The 14,249-nt window shown below is 69.4% G+C and carries 10 protein-coding genes; all 10 read right to left on the reverse strand.

Annotation, left to right across the window (positions count from 1 at the left end; all coding sequences use genetic code 11):
* Positions 1–36: 36 nt before the first annotated feature.
* The 10 genes from gmk to RAC69_RS01745 all read right to left on the reverse strand — a co-directional run bounded on the left by gmk (position 37) and on the right by RAC69_RS01745 (position 14,197).
* Positions 37–999, reverse strand: a complete 963-nt coding sequence (gmk, locus tag RAC69_RS01700) for a guanylate kinase (RefSeq protein ID WP_375084694.1) — start codon at positions 997–999, stop codon at positions 37–39.
* Positions 938–1,783, reverse strand: coding sequence for an orotidine-5'-phosphate decarboxylase (gene pyrF / locus RAC69_RS01705; protein ID WP_341934425.1), 846 nt, complete (start codon positions 1,781–1,783; stop codon positions 938–940). The genes gmk and pyrF overlap by 62 nt, the downstream gene beginning before the upstream one ends.
* The gene (gene carB, locus RAC69_RS01710; protein WP_375084695.1) at positions 1,780–5,067 is read right to left on the reverse strand and encodes a carbamoyl-phosphate synthase large subunit; all 3,288 of its coding nucleotides are present in this window, start codon (positions 5,065–5,067) and stop codon (positions 1,780–1,782) included. The genes pyrF and carB overlap by 4 nt, the downstream gene beginning before the upstream one ends.
* Positions 5,067–6,212 carry a glutamine-hydrolyzing carbamoyl-phosphate synthase small subunit gene (carA, locus tag RAC69_RS01715; RefSeq protein WP_341934423.1) on the reverse strand — a complete coding sequence of 382 codons (1,146 nt, stop codon included), beginning with the start codon at positions 6,210–6,212 and terminating at the stop codon, positions 5,067–5,069. Before carA ends, carB begins: the two co-directional genes overlap by 1 nt.
* Complete coding sequence (locus RAC69_RS01720; RefSeq protein WP_375084696.1) at positions 6,209–6,745, reverse strand: hypothetical protein; 537 nt, start codon at positions 6,743–6,745, stop codon at positions 6,209–6,211. The genes carA and RAC69_RS01720 overlap by 4 nt, the downstream gene beginning before the upstream one ends.
* On the reverse strand, positions 6,742–8,046 hold the full coding sequence (locus RAC69_RS01725; RefSeq protein WP_375084697.1) for a dihydroorotase: 1,305 nt from the start codon (positions 8,044–8,046) through the stop codon (positions 6,742–6,744). The genes RAC69_RS01720 and RAC69_RS01725 overlap by 4 nt, the downstream gene beginning before the upstream one ends.
* A complete protein-coding gene (locus RAC69_RS01730) occupies positions 8,043–9,008 on the reverse strand; it encodes an aspartate carbamoyltransferase catalytic subunit (RefSeq protein WP_375084700.1) in 966 nt (321 codons plus the stop codon). The genes RAC69_RS01725 and RAC69_RS01730 overlap by 4 nt, the downstream gene beginning before the upstream one ends.
* Positions 9,005–9,535, reverse strand: coding sequence for a bifunctional pyr operon transcriptional regulator/uracil phosphoribosyltransferase PyrR (pyrR, locus tag RAC69_RS01735; RefSeq protein ID WP_375084702.1), 531 nt, complete (start codon positions 9,533–9,535; stop codon positions 9,005–9,007). The genes RAC69_RS01730 and pyrR overlap by 4 nt, the downstream gene beginning before the upstream one ends.
* Before the next feature lie 82 nt (positions 9,536–9,617).
* Positions 9,618–11,195 carry a Rieske 2Fe-2S domain-containing protein gene (locus tag RAC69_RS01740; protein ID WP_375084704.1) on the reverse strand — a complete coding sequence of 526 codons (1,578 nt, stop codon included), beginning with the start codon at positions 11,193–11,195 and terminating at the stop codon, positions 9,618–9,620.
* Positions 11,196–11,269: 74 nt separating this feature from the next.
* Positions 11,270–14,197: a DEAD/DEAH box helicase gene (locus RAC69_RS01745; RefSeq protein ID WP_375084705.1), complete on the reverse strand. Its 2,928-nt coding sequence runs from the start codon at positions 14,195–14,197 to the stop codon at positions 11,270–11,272.
* Between the last annotated feature and the right edge of the window lie 52 nt (positions 14,198–14,249).

A 14,249-nucleotide genomic window follows, 5' to 3' on the forward strand; every position in this document is an offset into this window, starting at 1 on the left:
CGCGGCGAAGACGGCGCAATGGGCGCGCGAGAAGACTCAGCGCGCAGAGCTTGAAGACAATTCTACGACCTCGGCGGCCGCAGCGGCGACGTCCTCGTTCACGACGAGGTGATCGAACTCGTTCTGGGCGGCCAGCTCGACCTTCGCCGTGCGCAGACGACGGGCACGCTCCTCCGGCCCCTCCGTCCCGCGTCCGACGAGTCGCTGCACCAGTTCGTCCCAGGTGGGCGGCAGCAGGAAGATCAGCGTCGCGCTCGGCTCCGCCTTGCGCACCTGGCGCGCGCCCTGCAGGTCGATCTCCAGCAGCACGGTCTTCCCGGCGGCCAGAGCGGCGTCGATCGGCGCACGAGGGGTCCCGTACCGGGAGCGGTTGTGCACCACGGCGTACTCGAGCAGTTCGCCGGCCTCGATGAGCCGATCGAACTCCGCATCGTCGACGAAGAAGTAGTGCACGCCGTCGATCTCTCCGGGGCGCGGCGCACGCGTCGTCGCCGACACCGACAGGTGGATCTCGGGATTGTGCTCGCGGATGTACGCAGCCACGGTCCCCTTGCCGACCGCCGTCGGACCCGCGAGGACGAGAAGGCGGCTACGACCGCCGCGCGGCTCGATCACCGGGAAGCGCTCGTCGAGCCAGCGCGACAACGCCGCACGCTGACGAACGCCGAGGCCGCCGAGTCGCTTGACCGGCGAGATGCCCAGGTCGTCGAGGATGCGGTCGCGCTTGCCCGCCCCGATCGCCGGGAGAGCGAGCAGGAAGTCGGTGATGCGCATCGACCCCTCGACCGAGTCGGGGTCGGCGGTCGCGCGAGCGAGTACGCTCTGCGGCGTCGTCACGCGCATCGTGAGATCGCGCTTCAGCGCAGCACGCGCGCGTCGGCGCTCCACGGCCTTGCGGGCGGCGGCGGCGCGGTCGACTTCGGGAACGGGACGAGCCTCAGCCACGGCTGACCTCTCTGTACTCGGCGACGCGGGCGTCGATGGCGGCAGCGAGATCATGCGGACCCGCCTTCAGGATGCTGCGGCTCTCGCTCGCGATGACAGCGGCGCTCATCGAGCCGAAGCGACGGTGCACATCGACGGGCGAGGCGCCCTGTGCCCCGAAGCCCGGAGCGAGGATCGGGGCAACCGGGGTGTACGCGGCGAGTCCGGCATCCGTCCAGTCGACGGTCGCGCCGATGACGAAGCCGATGCTCCCCCACTCCCCCGTACGGCCTTGCTCGGCGTTGCGCGCGGACACCACGGAGACGATGTCCGCCGACACCGAGCGGCCCGTCGCGGACTGCGAGCGCTGCAGCGATTCCGCCTCGGGGTTGCTGGTCGCCGCGAGCACGAACACGCCCTTGCCGTGCGCGTGCGCGAGGTCGAACGTGCCGTCGAGCGCGCCGACCCCGAGGAACGGATTGACGGTCAGCGCGTCGGCCTCGAGCGACGAACCCGGTGTGAGCCAGGCCGCGGCGTACGCGTCCATCGTGGTGCCGATGTCGCCGCGCTTGGCGTCGGCGATCACGATCAGCCCTGCTGCCCGTGCCGCTGACAGGACGTCCTCCAGAGCGGCGAATCCGGCGGAGCCGAAGCGCTCGAAGAACGACACCTGCGGCTTCACGATGCCCGCCCGCCCGGCGGCCGCCTCGACCGTGCGCAGACCGAAGTCGCGCACACCCGACGCGTCCTGCCCGAGCCCCCAGTCGTCGAGCAGCCCGGGGTGCGGATCGATGCCGACGCAGAGCGGGCCGCGCTCGTCGACGACGGCGCGGACCCGCTCACCGAAGGGAGTGGTCACACCGCGACCTTCCGGTCGAGTGCGTACTCCTGGAGGCTCTTCACCTGGAACCCCTCATGCGCCGCATCCATGCCGCTCACGGCCGCACCGAGCACAGCCATCGTGGTGAACAGCGCCTTGTCGGCGGCGACCGCTGCGGCGCGGATCTCATAGCCGTCGGCACGTGCCGCACCGCCCGACGGCGTGTTCACGACGATGTCGATCTCGCCGTCGTTGATGAGGTCGACGATGTTGCGGGCGCCCGACTCCTGCGTGTCGCTGTACTTCTCGACCACGGTCACGGCGATGCCGTTGCGCGAGAGGATCTCGGCCGTGCCCTCGGTCGCGACGATCGTGAAGCCCAGCTGCTGCAGGCGGTGAGCCGGCAGGATGACGGCGCGCTTGTCGGAGTCGGCGACCGAGATGAACACGGTGCCCGAGGTCGGCATCCCCCCGTACGCCGCGGCCTGGCTCTTCGCGAACGCCGTGGGGAAGTCGCGGTCGATGCCCATGACCTCGCCCGTGGAGCGCATCTCCGGCCCGAGGACCGAGTCGACGGTCTTGCCGTCGGCGGTGCGGAACCGCTTGAACGGCAGCACGGCCTCCTTGACCGACACCGGGGCGTCGAGGGGCACGCGCGATCCGTCCTGCTCTGGCAGCATGCCCTCGGCGCGGAGCTCGGCGACGGTCGCACCGGCCATGATGCGACTCGCGGCCTTCGCCATGGGGATCCCCAGGGCCTTCGACACGAACGGCACGGTGCGGCTCGCGCGCGGGTTCGCCTCGATGACGTAGAGCACGCCGGCGCTGATCGCGAACTGCACGTTGAGCAGGCCGCGCACGCCCACGCCCTTCGCGATGGCCAGGGTGGCCTCGCGGACGCGGTCGACGTCGCTGCGACCGAGCGACACGGGAGGCAGGGTGCAGCTCGAGTCGCCGGAGTGGATGCCGGCTTCCTCCAGGTGCTCCATCACGCCGCCGATGAACAGGTCGGTGCCGTCGTACAGCGCGTCGACGTCGAGCTCGATCGCGTCGTCGAGGAAGCGGTCGACGAGCAGGGGCTTGCCCTCCTCGATCACGACCTCGTCGGCGGTGCGCACGAAGTAGTCGCGCAGCGACTCGGTGGAGTAGACGATCTCCATGCCGCGTCCGCCGAGCACGAAGCTCGGACGCACCAGCACCGGGTAGCCGATCTCCTCGGCCACGGCCACGGCGCCCTCCACGTCGATCGCCGTGCCGTGGCGCGGCGCGAGCAGGCCGGCGGAGTCGAGCAGCTGCGAGAAGAGCTCGCGCTCCTCCGCGATGTCGATCGCCTCGGGGCTGGTGCCCAGCACGGTGTATCCGGCCGCCTCGATGCCCTTCGCCAGCCCGAGCGGCGTCTGACCGCCCAGCTGGCAGACCACGCCGAGGATCGTGCCGCTCGCCGCTTCGGCGTCGAGTACCTCGAGCACGTCCTCGAGCGTCAGCGGTTCGAAGTACAGACGGTCGGAGGTGTCGTAGTCGGTCGACACGGTCTCCGGGTTGCAGTTGACCATGACGGTCTCGAAGCCCGCGTCCGCGAGAGCGAACGACGCGTGCACGCAGGAGTAGTCGAACTCGACACCCTGACCGATGCGGTTGGGACCGGACCCGATGATCACGACCTTCGTGCGCTCGGAGGGCTGCACCTCGGTCTCGAAGTCGTAGCTCGAGTAGTGGTACGGCGTGAGGGCGGGGAACTCGCCGGCGCACGTGTCGACCGTCTTGTACACCGGGCGGATGCCGAGGCCGTGCCTGACCCCGCGGATCTCCGCCTCCGTCTCGCCGCGCAGCTGCGCGAGCTGTGCGTCGGAGAAGCCGTGCTCCTTGGCGTACCGCAGGGTCGCCGCGTCGAGCTCTGGCGCCGTGCGCACGAGCTCGGCGACCTCGTTGATGAGCACGATCTGGTCGAGGAACCACGGGTCCATCGCCGTCGACTCGAAGGCCTGCTCGACGGTCGCGCCCTTGCGCAGCGCCTGCTGCAGCGTGACGATGCGTCCGTCCGTCGGGGTCTTCGCGATCTCCAGGAGCTCCTCGACCGACCGGTCCTCCGCGCCCCAGTGGAAGCTGGAGCCGCGCTTCTCGAGCGAGCGGAGCGCCTTCTGCAGTGCGGTCGCGTAGTTGCGGCCGATGGCCATGGCCTCGCCGACCGACTTCATGGTCGTGGTGAGCGTGGCGTCGGCGGCCGGGAACTTCTCGAACGCGAAGCGCGGGACCTTCACGACCACGTAGTCGAGCGTCGGCTCGAAGCTCGCGGGCGTCACGCCGGTGATGTCGTTCGGGATCTCGTCGAGCCGGTATCCGAGGGCGAGCTTCGCGGCGAGCTTCGCGATCGGGAACCCGGTCGCCTTGGAGGCGAGCGCACTCGAGCGGGAGACACGCGGGTTCATCTCGATGACGATGATGCGCCCGTTCGTCGGATCGACCGCGAACTGGATGTTGCAGCCTCCGGTGTCGACGCCGACCGCGCGGATGATGTCGATGCCGATGTCGCGCATCTTCTGGTACTCGCGGTCGGTGAGCGTGAGCGCGGGGGCGACCGTGATCGAGTCGCCCGTGTGCACGCCGACGGGGTCGACGTTCTCGATCGAGCACACGACCACCGTGTTGTCGGCGGTGTCGCGCATGAGCTCGAGCTCGTACTCCTTCCATCCGAGGATCGACTCCTCGAGGAGCACCTCCGTCGTCGGGGAGTCGCGCAGTCCGGCCCCGCCGATGCGGCGGAGGTCCTCCTCGTCGTAGGCGAAGCCCGAGCCGAGGCCGCCCATCGTGAACGAGGGGCGCACCACGAGCGGGTAGCCGAGCTTCTCGGCCCCCGCGAGCAGGTCGTCCATGGTGTGCGCGATGACGCTCTTGGCGACGTCCGCGCCCGCTTCGAGCACGAGCTCCTTGAAGACCTGGCGGTCCTCGCCCTTCTTGATCGCGTCGACCTTGGCGCCGATGAGCTCCACCCCGTACTTGGCGAGGATGCCTCGCTCATCGAGAGCCATCGCCGCGTTCAGAGCGGTCTGGCCGCCGAGGGTCGGCAGGATGGCGTCCGGCTTCTCCTTGGCGATGATCGTCTCGATGACCTCGGGGGTGATCGGCTCGATGTACGTCGCGTCGGCGAAGTCGGGGTCGGTCATGATCGTGGCGGGGTTCGAGTTCACGAGGATGACGCGGACGCCCTCCTCGCGCAGCACCCGGCAGGCCTGAGTGCCCGAGTAGTCGAACTCGCAGGCCTGACCGATGACGATCGGGCCGGATCCGATGACGAGAACGGAGTTGATGTCGTCGCGCTTGGGCATTACTGAGCGTCTTTCTTGTTCGCGATGACCATCTCGCGGAAGCGGTCGAAGAGGTAGTTGGCGTCGTGCGGACCGGCCGCGGCCTCCGGGTGGTACTGCACCGAGAAGGCGGGGATGTCGAGGGCGCGGAGACCTTCAACGACGTTGTCGTTGAGGCCGACGTGGCTCACCTCGACCTTGCCGTAGCCGTGCGGGCTGTCGAAGGAGCCGTCGAGCGGGGCGTCGACCGCGAACCCGTGGTTGTGGGCGGTGATCTCGACGCGACCGGTCTGCTTGTCGAGGACCGGCTGGTTGATGCCGCGGTGGCCGAACGGCAGCTTGTAGGTGCCGAGACCGAGCGCGCGTCCGAGCAGCTGGTTGCCGAAGCAGATGCCGAAGAACGGCAGCCCGTCATCGAGGACGGAGCGCAGGAGCTCGACGTGATCGCCGGACGCGGCCGGGTCGCCAGGGCCGTTCGAGTAGAACACCGCGACGGGGTCGATCGCCCGGACCTCGTCGATGGTGACGTCCTGCGGCAGCACGTGCACCTCGAAGCCGCGCGCGGCGAGGTTGTCGATCGTCGCCTGCTTGACGCCGAGGTCGAGGACGGCGAGGTTGCCGACCTTCTCACCCACGGCATCCGTCACCGTGGCGACCTCGACCGACACCTGAGCCGAGAGGTTCTGGCCGGCCATCTGCGGGGCCTCGCGCACGATGCGCAGCTGCTCGTCGGCGTCGAGGCGCGCGGCCTCGCCCGAGAAGATGCCGCCGCGCATCGAGCCGGCCGAGCGGATGTGACGCGTGATCGAGCGGGTGTCGATGCCGCTGATGCCGACGATGCCGTCCTGCACGAGGATCTCGTCGAGGGAGGCGTTCGCGCGCCAGTTCGACACGACCCGCGAGGGGTCGCGCACGATGTAGCCGGCGACCCAGATGCGACGCGACTCGGGGTCCTCGTCGTTCATGCCGGTGTTGCCGATGTGCGGGGCCGTCTGCAGGACGATCTGTCCGGCGTACGACGGGTCGGTGAGCGTCTCCTGGTAGCCGGACATGCCGGTCGCGAAGACGACCTCGCCGAGCGTGGTGCCCAGGGCGCCGTATGCGCGGCCGCTGTGGCGGGTGCCGTCCTCGAGGACCAGGACGGCGGGTTCGGGGAGGGAGGTCATGGCTGTTCTCCTGTGTCGGTCGTGGCGATGTCATCACCGGCGCCGGAGGCGGGGACGAGTCGCTGCAGTTCTGAGATGAAGTTCTTCGGGTCGCCGTCGGTGAGGCGCAGGTAGGAGTCGACGACCGTGTCGTCGGCGGCGTTCCAGGCCACCCTGACGAGGCCGCCCGGCTCGACCACGCGGTCGATCGTGACCGTTGCCCGATCCACACCGGCGAGTCGCTCCTTGGCGAGGAACACGGTGGGCGCGCCGTCGAGGCAGAGGGCGAGACCGCGATCCGTGACCGCGACCTCTCCCCGTGCCCGGTAGGCGAGCGGAGACATGGCGAGGCGCTCGAGCGGCTGATCGTGCTTCGTCGTGGACACGTACAGCACCTCATGCCGATCGAGGACCTCGGCGTGCTCGGGGACGCCGAGCGGGGCCGCGAGCCCCGCGTCGCGTCGGAGTCGGCGCCGCCAGGCGACGAGCATGGCGAGGAGCGCGAGCGCGGCCAGCGCGATCATCACGGCGATCGCGACGTCCCTGGGGATCATGCGTGCAGCTCCTCGACCACCGAGCCCGCCTCCACGGTCACCGTGCCACCGTGGATCGTGTACTCGACGCGTCCGGGCAGATCGCGGCCCAGGTACGGCGAGTTCGCGCTGCGGCCGTGCAGGTCCGCTTCCGTGAACACGCCGGCGACCGATGCGTCGTACAGCGTGATCTGCGCGGGGGCTCCCACCTCGAGCGCGGTGCCGTGACCCGCGAGGCGACCGATCCGGGCGGGAGCGGCGCTCATGACGCGGGCGACGTCGCTCCATCCGATCAGTCCGGTCTGCACCATCGACTGGTGCACGACGCGCAGTGCGCTCTCGAGTCCGACCATGCCGTTCGCGGCGGCCTGCCATTCGCACGCCTTGTGCTCGCTCGGGTGCGGGGCGTGGTCGGTCGCCACGATGTCGATCGTGCCGTCGGCGAGGCCCTCGCGCACGGCGAGCACGTCCTCCTCGCGCCGGAGCGGCGGGTTGACCTTGTACCGGGCGTCGTAACCGCGGACGAGCTCGTCGGTGAGCAGCAGGTGGTGGGGTGTCACCTCGGCGGTCACCGCGATCCCCCGTTTCTTCGCCCAGCGGATGATGTCGACCGAGCCTGCCGTCGAGAGGTGGCAGACGTGCAGGCGCGAGCCGACGTGCTCGGCCAGGAGCACGTCGCGCGCGATGATCGACTCCTCGGCGACCGCCGGCCATCCGGCGAGCCCGAGCTCCGCGGAGACGACGCCCTCGTTCATCTGGGCGCCCTCGGTGAGACGGGGGTCCTGAGCATGCTGAGCGATGACGCCGTCGAACGACTTCACGTACTCCAGGGCGCGCCGCATGATCAGCGGGTCGAACACGCAGAAGCCGTCGTCGCTGAACACCCGCACCTGAGCGCGCGACGAGGCCATCGCACCGAGCTCGGCCAGCCGCTCGCCCTTCTGCCCCACGGTGACGGCGCCGATCGGCTGCACGGTGGCGTACCCGGCGGCCTCCCCGAGCGCGAGCTCCTGCTCGACGACCCCGGCGGTGTCGGCGACCGGCGAGGTGTTCGGCATCGCGAAGACGGCGGTGAAGCCGCCGGCCGCCGCGGCGCGCGTTCCCGTGAGGATGGTCTCCGACGCCTCGTAGCCCGGCTCCCGGAGGTGCGTGTGCAGGTCGACCAGGCCGGGCAGGGCGACCAGGCCGGAGGCGTCGATGACGCGGGCGCCCGCCCGCTGGAGTCCTGAGCCGATCTCGGCGATCCGCCCGTCCTCCACAATGATGTCGGCGCTCTCAGCGCCGAGAAGCTGTGCGCCGGTGATGACGAGGGTCTCGCTCACAGGTCTCCCCCTCGTTCGTCGTCTCGTTCGCCCGCAAGGAGCAGGTACAGCACTGCCATCCGGATGGACACCCCGTTGGTGACCTGCTCCAGCACGGTGGAGCGCGGCGAATCGGCGGCTTCGGAGGAGATCTCCAACCCGCGGTTCATGGGTCCGGGATGCATGACAATGCTATCGTCCGGCAGAGCGGCCACGCGCCGTGCGTCGAGTCCCCACCGACGGGAATACTCCCGCTCAGTCGGGAAATACGCGGCGTTCATCCGCTCCAGCTGGATTCGCAGCATCATGACGGCATCCGGCTCGTCGGCGAGTGCTTGGTCGAGGTCGTACACCACGCGCACCGGCCAGAGCGACACGTTCTGCGGGACCAGCGTCGGCGGCGAGACGAGAGTCACCTCAGCACCCAACGTGGTGAGCAGCCAGACGTTGGATCGGGCCACCCGCGAGTGCAGGACGTCGCCGACGATCACCACCCGGATGCCGGAGAGATCGCGCTCGCGGCTCTCCGAGCCGAACCGGCGCTTGCGGATGGTGAAGGCGTCGAGCAGCGCCTGGGTGGGGTGCTCGTGCGTGCCGTCTCCGGCGTTCACCACGCCCGCCGAGATCCATCCGCTCGTCGCGAGGGTCTGCGGGGCGCCCGAGGCGTGGTGGCGGATGACGACGGCATCCGCGCCCATGGCCTGCAGGGTCTGGGCCGTGTCCTTCAGGCTCTCGCCCTTGGAGACGCTCGACCCCTTCGCGGCGAAGTTGATCACATCGGCCGAGAGGCGCTTGGCGGCGGCCTCGAAGGAGATGCGGGTGCGGGTGGAGTCCTCGAAGAAGAGGTTCACGACGGTCTTGCCGCGCAGGGTCGGGAGCTTCTTGATCTCGCGCGACTGCGTGTCGGACATGTCCTCGGCGACGTCGAGGATGCGAAGGGCGGTCGCGCGATCGAGAGTGCGGGTGTCGAGGAGATGCCTCATGCCTCGATCGTCACCTCCTCGGCGCCGTCGTACTCGCGCAGGCGCACGTTGACTCGTTCCTGCCGCGAGGACGGGATGTTCTTGCCGACGAAGTCGGGACGGATCGGCAGCTCGCGGTGGCCGCGGTCGACCAGGATCGCGAGGCGCACGACCGCGGGACGCCCGATCGACTGCAGAGCATCGAGGGCGGCCCTGATGCTGCGGCCGGAGAACAGCACGTCGTCGACGAGCACGACGGTGCGTCCGTCAATGCCGCCGGCAGGGATGTCGGTCGGATGCGGCGACCTGGTCGGATGCTTCGCGAGATCGTCGCGAAAGAGAGTGACGTCGAGTGCCCCGACGGGGACGGACGTCTGCGCGATCTCGCCGATCAGACGGGCGAGGCGCTGGGCGAGAGCCACTCCGCGGGTCGGAATGCCCAGCAGGACGAGGTTCTCAGATCCACGATTCGACTCGAGGATCTCATGCGCGATGCGGGTCAGTGCCCGCGTGATATCGGCGTCGTGCAGCACGGTTCGTGCGCCCATCAGCCGCTCCCTTCTCCGCCTCACGGGACGGTGTTAAAGGTTGCTTGCCTCTCCACTCTATCGGACGCGCAGGACGCGTCTCTCAGCTGGCTTCGCGGAGCACGGCGTCGGTGACCTCGTCGATCTTCTTCGAGCGGATCGGGTGACCCGTGGTCGAGAGGCATCGACCGGTCTTGAGGTCCCACTTCCAGTCGTGCATGCTGCACGTCAGGATGCCGTCGTCGTCGACCTTCCCCGTCTTGGTGAGGTCGGCGCGAAGGTGCGGGCATCGCCGCTGCACGACCCAGTCGCCGATCTCGGCATCCTCGGTCTGGTCGGTCTGCTCCTGGTACCAGTTCTCGACGTACTCGATGCGGTCGACCGAGAGGCACTTGAGGAACGTGGTGAGGAACTCGTTGAACTTGCCGCTGCGACCGACCTGGAACTGCATCGACAGGAAGATCGAGTTCGACCAGTCGATCTCGTGGTCGCGGATGTTGGTGGAGACGAGGTCGGCGGGGATCGTGTACCAGTAGATGCAGTCCTCGCCCGCGTACTCGCGCACCTTCGCGCGCGGGAAGTCCACGACCATGTCGAGTTCGCCGATCTTGAAGCGCACGTTGCCGCCCACACCGAGGCGGATGGTGCGGGACTTCTTCAGCAGCGGCTCCCACCAGGCCTTGAGCTCCTCCAGCATCTCCTGGGCGGGCAGCACCTCGGCACGCGAGGCCACTTCGTCACGGATCTCCTGCTGGCGGCTGGCGCGCTGCTCCTCGAGGTAGTCCCACTTCTCGTCGAAGATGTGCGCGAGCTCGGCGTCCGAGTAGAGCGTCTGCTCGGTCGTGACCTCGCCGTCGTCGACGGTGACGACTGTGCCGGGGACGAACAGCTGGCCGTCGTACTGGGGCGCGAGCTCGCGCATGTGCGCGAGGAACTGCTTCTGGTCCGTGAAGATCGACTCCCCGTTGCGCCCGATCCCGTTGAAGTCGAACAGGTCGTCGCGCAGGAACATGGGCGGCCCCGCCATGGGGAACACGTGGGGCGCATCGACCTTCTCGATGTAGTACATCGCGCGCTTGTTCTGCGCCTCGCGCTTGAGCTTCGCGAAGTTCTGCTTCGCGTCCAGCGGCAGGTCGTAGACCATGGGCCACCAGATCGCGCCGGAGACCTGCGTGAAATACGCATCCGGCTTGCCGAAGTGCAGCAGGCTCTCGAGGTCGAGCGGGTGCGAGTCGTTCTGGTTGAGCACCGAGCCCGTGCCGTCGTCGACGCTCAGCGAGGAGTCGCCGATCGGCCCGTCGCTGGGCGCGCGGAGAGGCGTGATCATGATCTTCAGGTCGCCCCGCTCGATGATCTCGCCCGCCGGCGCGTACCTGATGTTCGTGTACCCGAGCGCACGGATGTCCTGCTCGAGGTCGTCGATCGGGTACTCCGGGAGAAGCACCTCGATGTCCTTGCGGATGTAGCGCTCCAGCAGCTTCGGATCGAAGTGGTCGCGGTGCCGGTGCGAGATGTAGAGGAAGTCGGCCTCGCGTCCGAAGCGCTCCCAGTCGAGACCGCGGTTGTCGGGGAACGGGAACCACGAGCCGAAGAAAGAGGGCCCGAGGACGGGGTCGCAGATGATGTTCCCGCCGACCGTCTCGATGAACATCCCGGCGTGGCCGAGTCCCGTGATCCGCATGCATTCCTCCTGAGGTGAACCGTTCGATTCTACCGGCGCGCTCCTGGACGACCGCGGTGACCGGCCGGGAGAAATCACCCGGCGTCGAAGAGACCGCGGATGTCGTCGGCCGTGAGTGTCTGCGCGAACAGCTCGTCGTCGTCGAGGACCGCCGTGAAGAGGCGCGCCTTGCGCCGCTGCAGGTCGAGCACCTTCTCCTCGATCGTGCCCGCCGCGATCATCCGGTAGACCATCACCTGCTCGGTCTGTCCGATGCGGTGGGTGCGGTCTATCGCCTGCTCCTCGGCCGCCGGGTTCCACCACGGGTCGAGCAGGAAGACGTAGTCGGCCTGCGTGAGGGTGATCCCGAATCCTCCGGCCTTGAGACTGATGAGGAACACGGGCTGCTCCCCCGCGGCGAAACCGTCGACGACCTCCTGCCGTCTCCTGGTCGACCCGTCGAGCCGGGCGAACGGCACGGACTCCTTCTCCAGTCGTTCCGCGGCCATGTCGAGGAAGGACGTGAACTGGCTGAACACCAGCGCGCGGTGCCCTTCGGCCTGCAGCTCGGCGACGCGTTCGAGGAGCACGTCGAGCTTGCGCGAGCCGACACCCGCGTCGCTCGCGTCGATCAATCCGGGGGCGAGGCTCAGCATGCGCAGGAGGGTGAGCGAACGAAAGACGATGAAGCGGTTCCGATCGAGATCCTGCAGCAGACCGAGAACCTTCTGCCGCTCGCGCTGAAGCACGACGTCGTAGACCGCCCGGTGCGCAGGGCTCAGCTCGATCTCGAGCACCTGCTCCTGCTTCGGTGGCAGCTCGGGGGCGACGGACTCCTTGGTGCGACGCAGCACGAGCGGGCGGATCCGACGCCGCAGCTGTTCCAGTCGACGACGCCGGTACTGACCTCCCTCGGCGTTCTCCGGCACCTTCCCCTGCTCGATCGGCTGGATGTACCGCTCGCGGAACGCCCTGGCCGACGCGAACAGTCCAGGAGCCGTCAGCGCGAGCAGCGCCCAGAGATCCGACAGGCTGTTCTCCAGAGGAGTCCCCGTGACGGCGTACGTCACGTCGGCGGGGAATCCGGCGACGGCGCGGTGCAGTCTCGTGGCCGGATTCTTCACGAACTGGGCCTCGTCGAGCACCAGGGCGGCCCACTCGACGGCGCTGAAATCCCGCTCGTCGAGCCGGGCCACCGCGTACGACGTCACGACGAGATCCGCCGTCGACGCGATCTCGTCGAGTCGCATGCCACCGCGCGTTGCCGTCGTCGCCTCGACCACGGCGACCCGAAGTCCCGGGGCGAAGCGCCTCGCCTCGGAGCGCCAGGCCCCGACCACCGAGGTCGGCGCGATCACGAGGAACGGGCGCACCTCCCCGGCATCCCGCGCGTGCTGCGCGAGCGCGAGCATCTGCAGAGTCTTGCCGAGGCCCATGTCATCCGCGAGGATCCCGCCGAGGCGATGCGCCCACAGGAATGCGAGCCACTCGAAGCCCTGCTGCTGATACGGGCGGAGCCCGACGGTCAGCGACGCGGGAGCCGGCACGTGCGGCACGCCCTCCGCGCCGCGGAGAGCGTCGGCGGTCGCCCGCCATGTGACCGCGGGGATCGCCTCATCGGCGAGATCCTCGAAGTCCTCCCAGAGGGCGAGCTGGTGCCGGTTGATCCGCGGACCCGTCTCCCACTCGTCCAGCTCGCCCGCCTCGTCGATGAGATCGCGCAGGCGACCGAGCGCAGGATGCGCGAGCGAGAAATAGCTGCCGTCGACGAGCAGCAGCTTCTTCCGCCCCGTGCTCAGCGCGGAGAACAGCGGTTCGAACGGGATGCTGCGCCCGTCGATGCGCACGATCACGCCGAGGTCGAACCAGTCCGCATCCGTCGACTCGACCGTGGTGACGGTGATCTCCGGCTCTCCGCTCAATTCGTTGTAGGTCTTGCGGCGCCCCGTGGACTCCGTGCGCACGCCGATCGCCTCCAGCGCGGGAACGACATGGGTCGCGAACTCCGCCGCGTCAACGTCGTGCAGCGTGCCGCCTCCGTCGAACGGGATCCCGGAGGCCGTCGGCCACGCCGCCTCGATCGCCGAGAGGAGCGCGCGCTCGGCCACGGCGTCCCGCACCACGTCGGCGGAGCTCGAGAGCGGAAAGCGACCGAACCCGGGGTATTCCCAGCCGAGGGAGAAGCGGATGCTGTCGCCCCGGAGGTGGTCGACCGAGAGCACGGCGACCGGAGCGGGCAGCGGGGGCGGCGTGAAGCCGCCCTCCCCGCGGAGGGCCACGCTGCGGGCGAGAAGGGGGTAGGCGTCGCGGAGGAAGGCGCTCTCCTCCCCCTCCGGCACGACAACGGCCCCGGCCACTCCGAGCAGCGGCAGCACCGAGGGCGCGAGCGCCACGCCGCCCAGGCGCAGTCTCATCCTGCTCCCCTCGACGGATGCCGCGTACACGCCGGTGCGCCCGATCGCCCTCGTGTCGGCGGCCGGGACGGCGACGTCGTCGAAAGAGACCTGCGCTCGCAGGTGGAGGGCGCCGTCGTCGCCGCGACGCAGACCGCCGGTCACGACCGCGCGCTCGGCGAGCTCGACTGTGACGTCCTTCCGCGTCGAGACGAGCGCCACGCCGTGCTCGTCCGCCGCTCGCAGATGGGGCCAGAGGAGCGGCGACTCGACATGATCGAGGATGAGCCACTCCCCCGACGCCCCGGAGAGCAGGGAGTCGCGGGAGATGTTCAGCAGATCCGCGAACCAGCGTGAGGCGATGGCCGGGAACTGCGAGCCGGGGCGTCGGACGGCATCCCACGACGCCTGTCCCTGGATCCACGCCCCCGTGGCCTCGCTGCGTACGAGCGGGCGCACGCCGAGCAGGATCTCCCCCTCGCGCTTGGCGACGTCGCGCGGGCTCGCCGCTCGCTGCGGACGTGCCGACCACGAACCGCGCGCGTCGCGCAGACGCAGCTCGACACCGAGCGCGAGCGGGGTGTCGCCGTCACGGACCCTCGCCGGGAGCAGAGACCGCCAGTCGTTCATCTGGTCATCGTCTCCCGGACCACCGACAGCGACGCCGCGGTGCCGCAACGGC

Origin of the sequence: Microbacterium sp. LS_15, from assembly GCF_041954735.1 — a bacterium.
Classification (GTDB): Bacteria; Actinomycetota; Actinomycetes; order Actinomycetales; family Microbacteriaceae; genus Microbacterium.

Coding starts and splice junctions, on each gene's coding strand:
- gmk (WP_375084694.1), bottom strand. CDS start 999: ATGATCTCGCTGCCGCCATCGACGCCCGCGTCGCCGAGTACAGAGAGG.
- carB (WP_375084695.1), bottom strand. CDS start 5,067: ATGCCCAAGCGCGACGACATCAACTCCGTTCTCGTCATCGGATCCGGC.
- carA (WP_341934423.1), bottom strand. CDS start 6,212: ATGACCTCCCTCCCCGAACCCGCCGTCCTGGTCCTCGAGGACGGCACC.
- RAC69_RS01720 (WP_375084696.1), bottom strand. CDS start 6,745: ATGATCCCCAGGGACGTCGCGATCGCCGTGATGATCGCGCTGGCCGCG.
- RAC69_RS01730 (WP_375084700.1), bottom strand. CDS start 9,008: ATGAGGCATCTCCTCGACACCCGCACTCTCGATCGCGCGACCGCCCTT.
- pyrR (WP_375084702.1), bottom strand. CDS start 9,535: ATGGGCGCACGAACCGTGCTGCACGACGCCGATATCACGCGGGCACTG.
- RAC69_RS01740 (WP_375084704.1), bottom strand. CDS start 11,195: ATGCGGATCACGGGACTCGGCCACGCCGGGATGTTCATCGAGACGGTC.
- RAC69_RS01745 (WP_375084705.1), bottom strand. CDS start 14,197: ATGAACGACTGGCGGTCTCTGCTCCCGGCGAGGGTCCGTGACGGCGAC.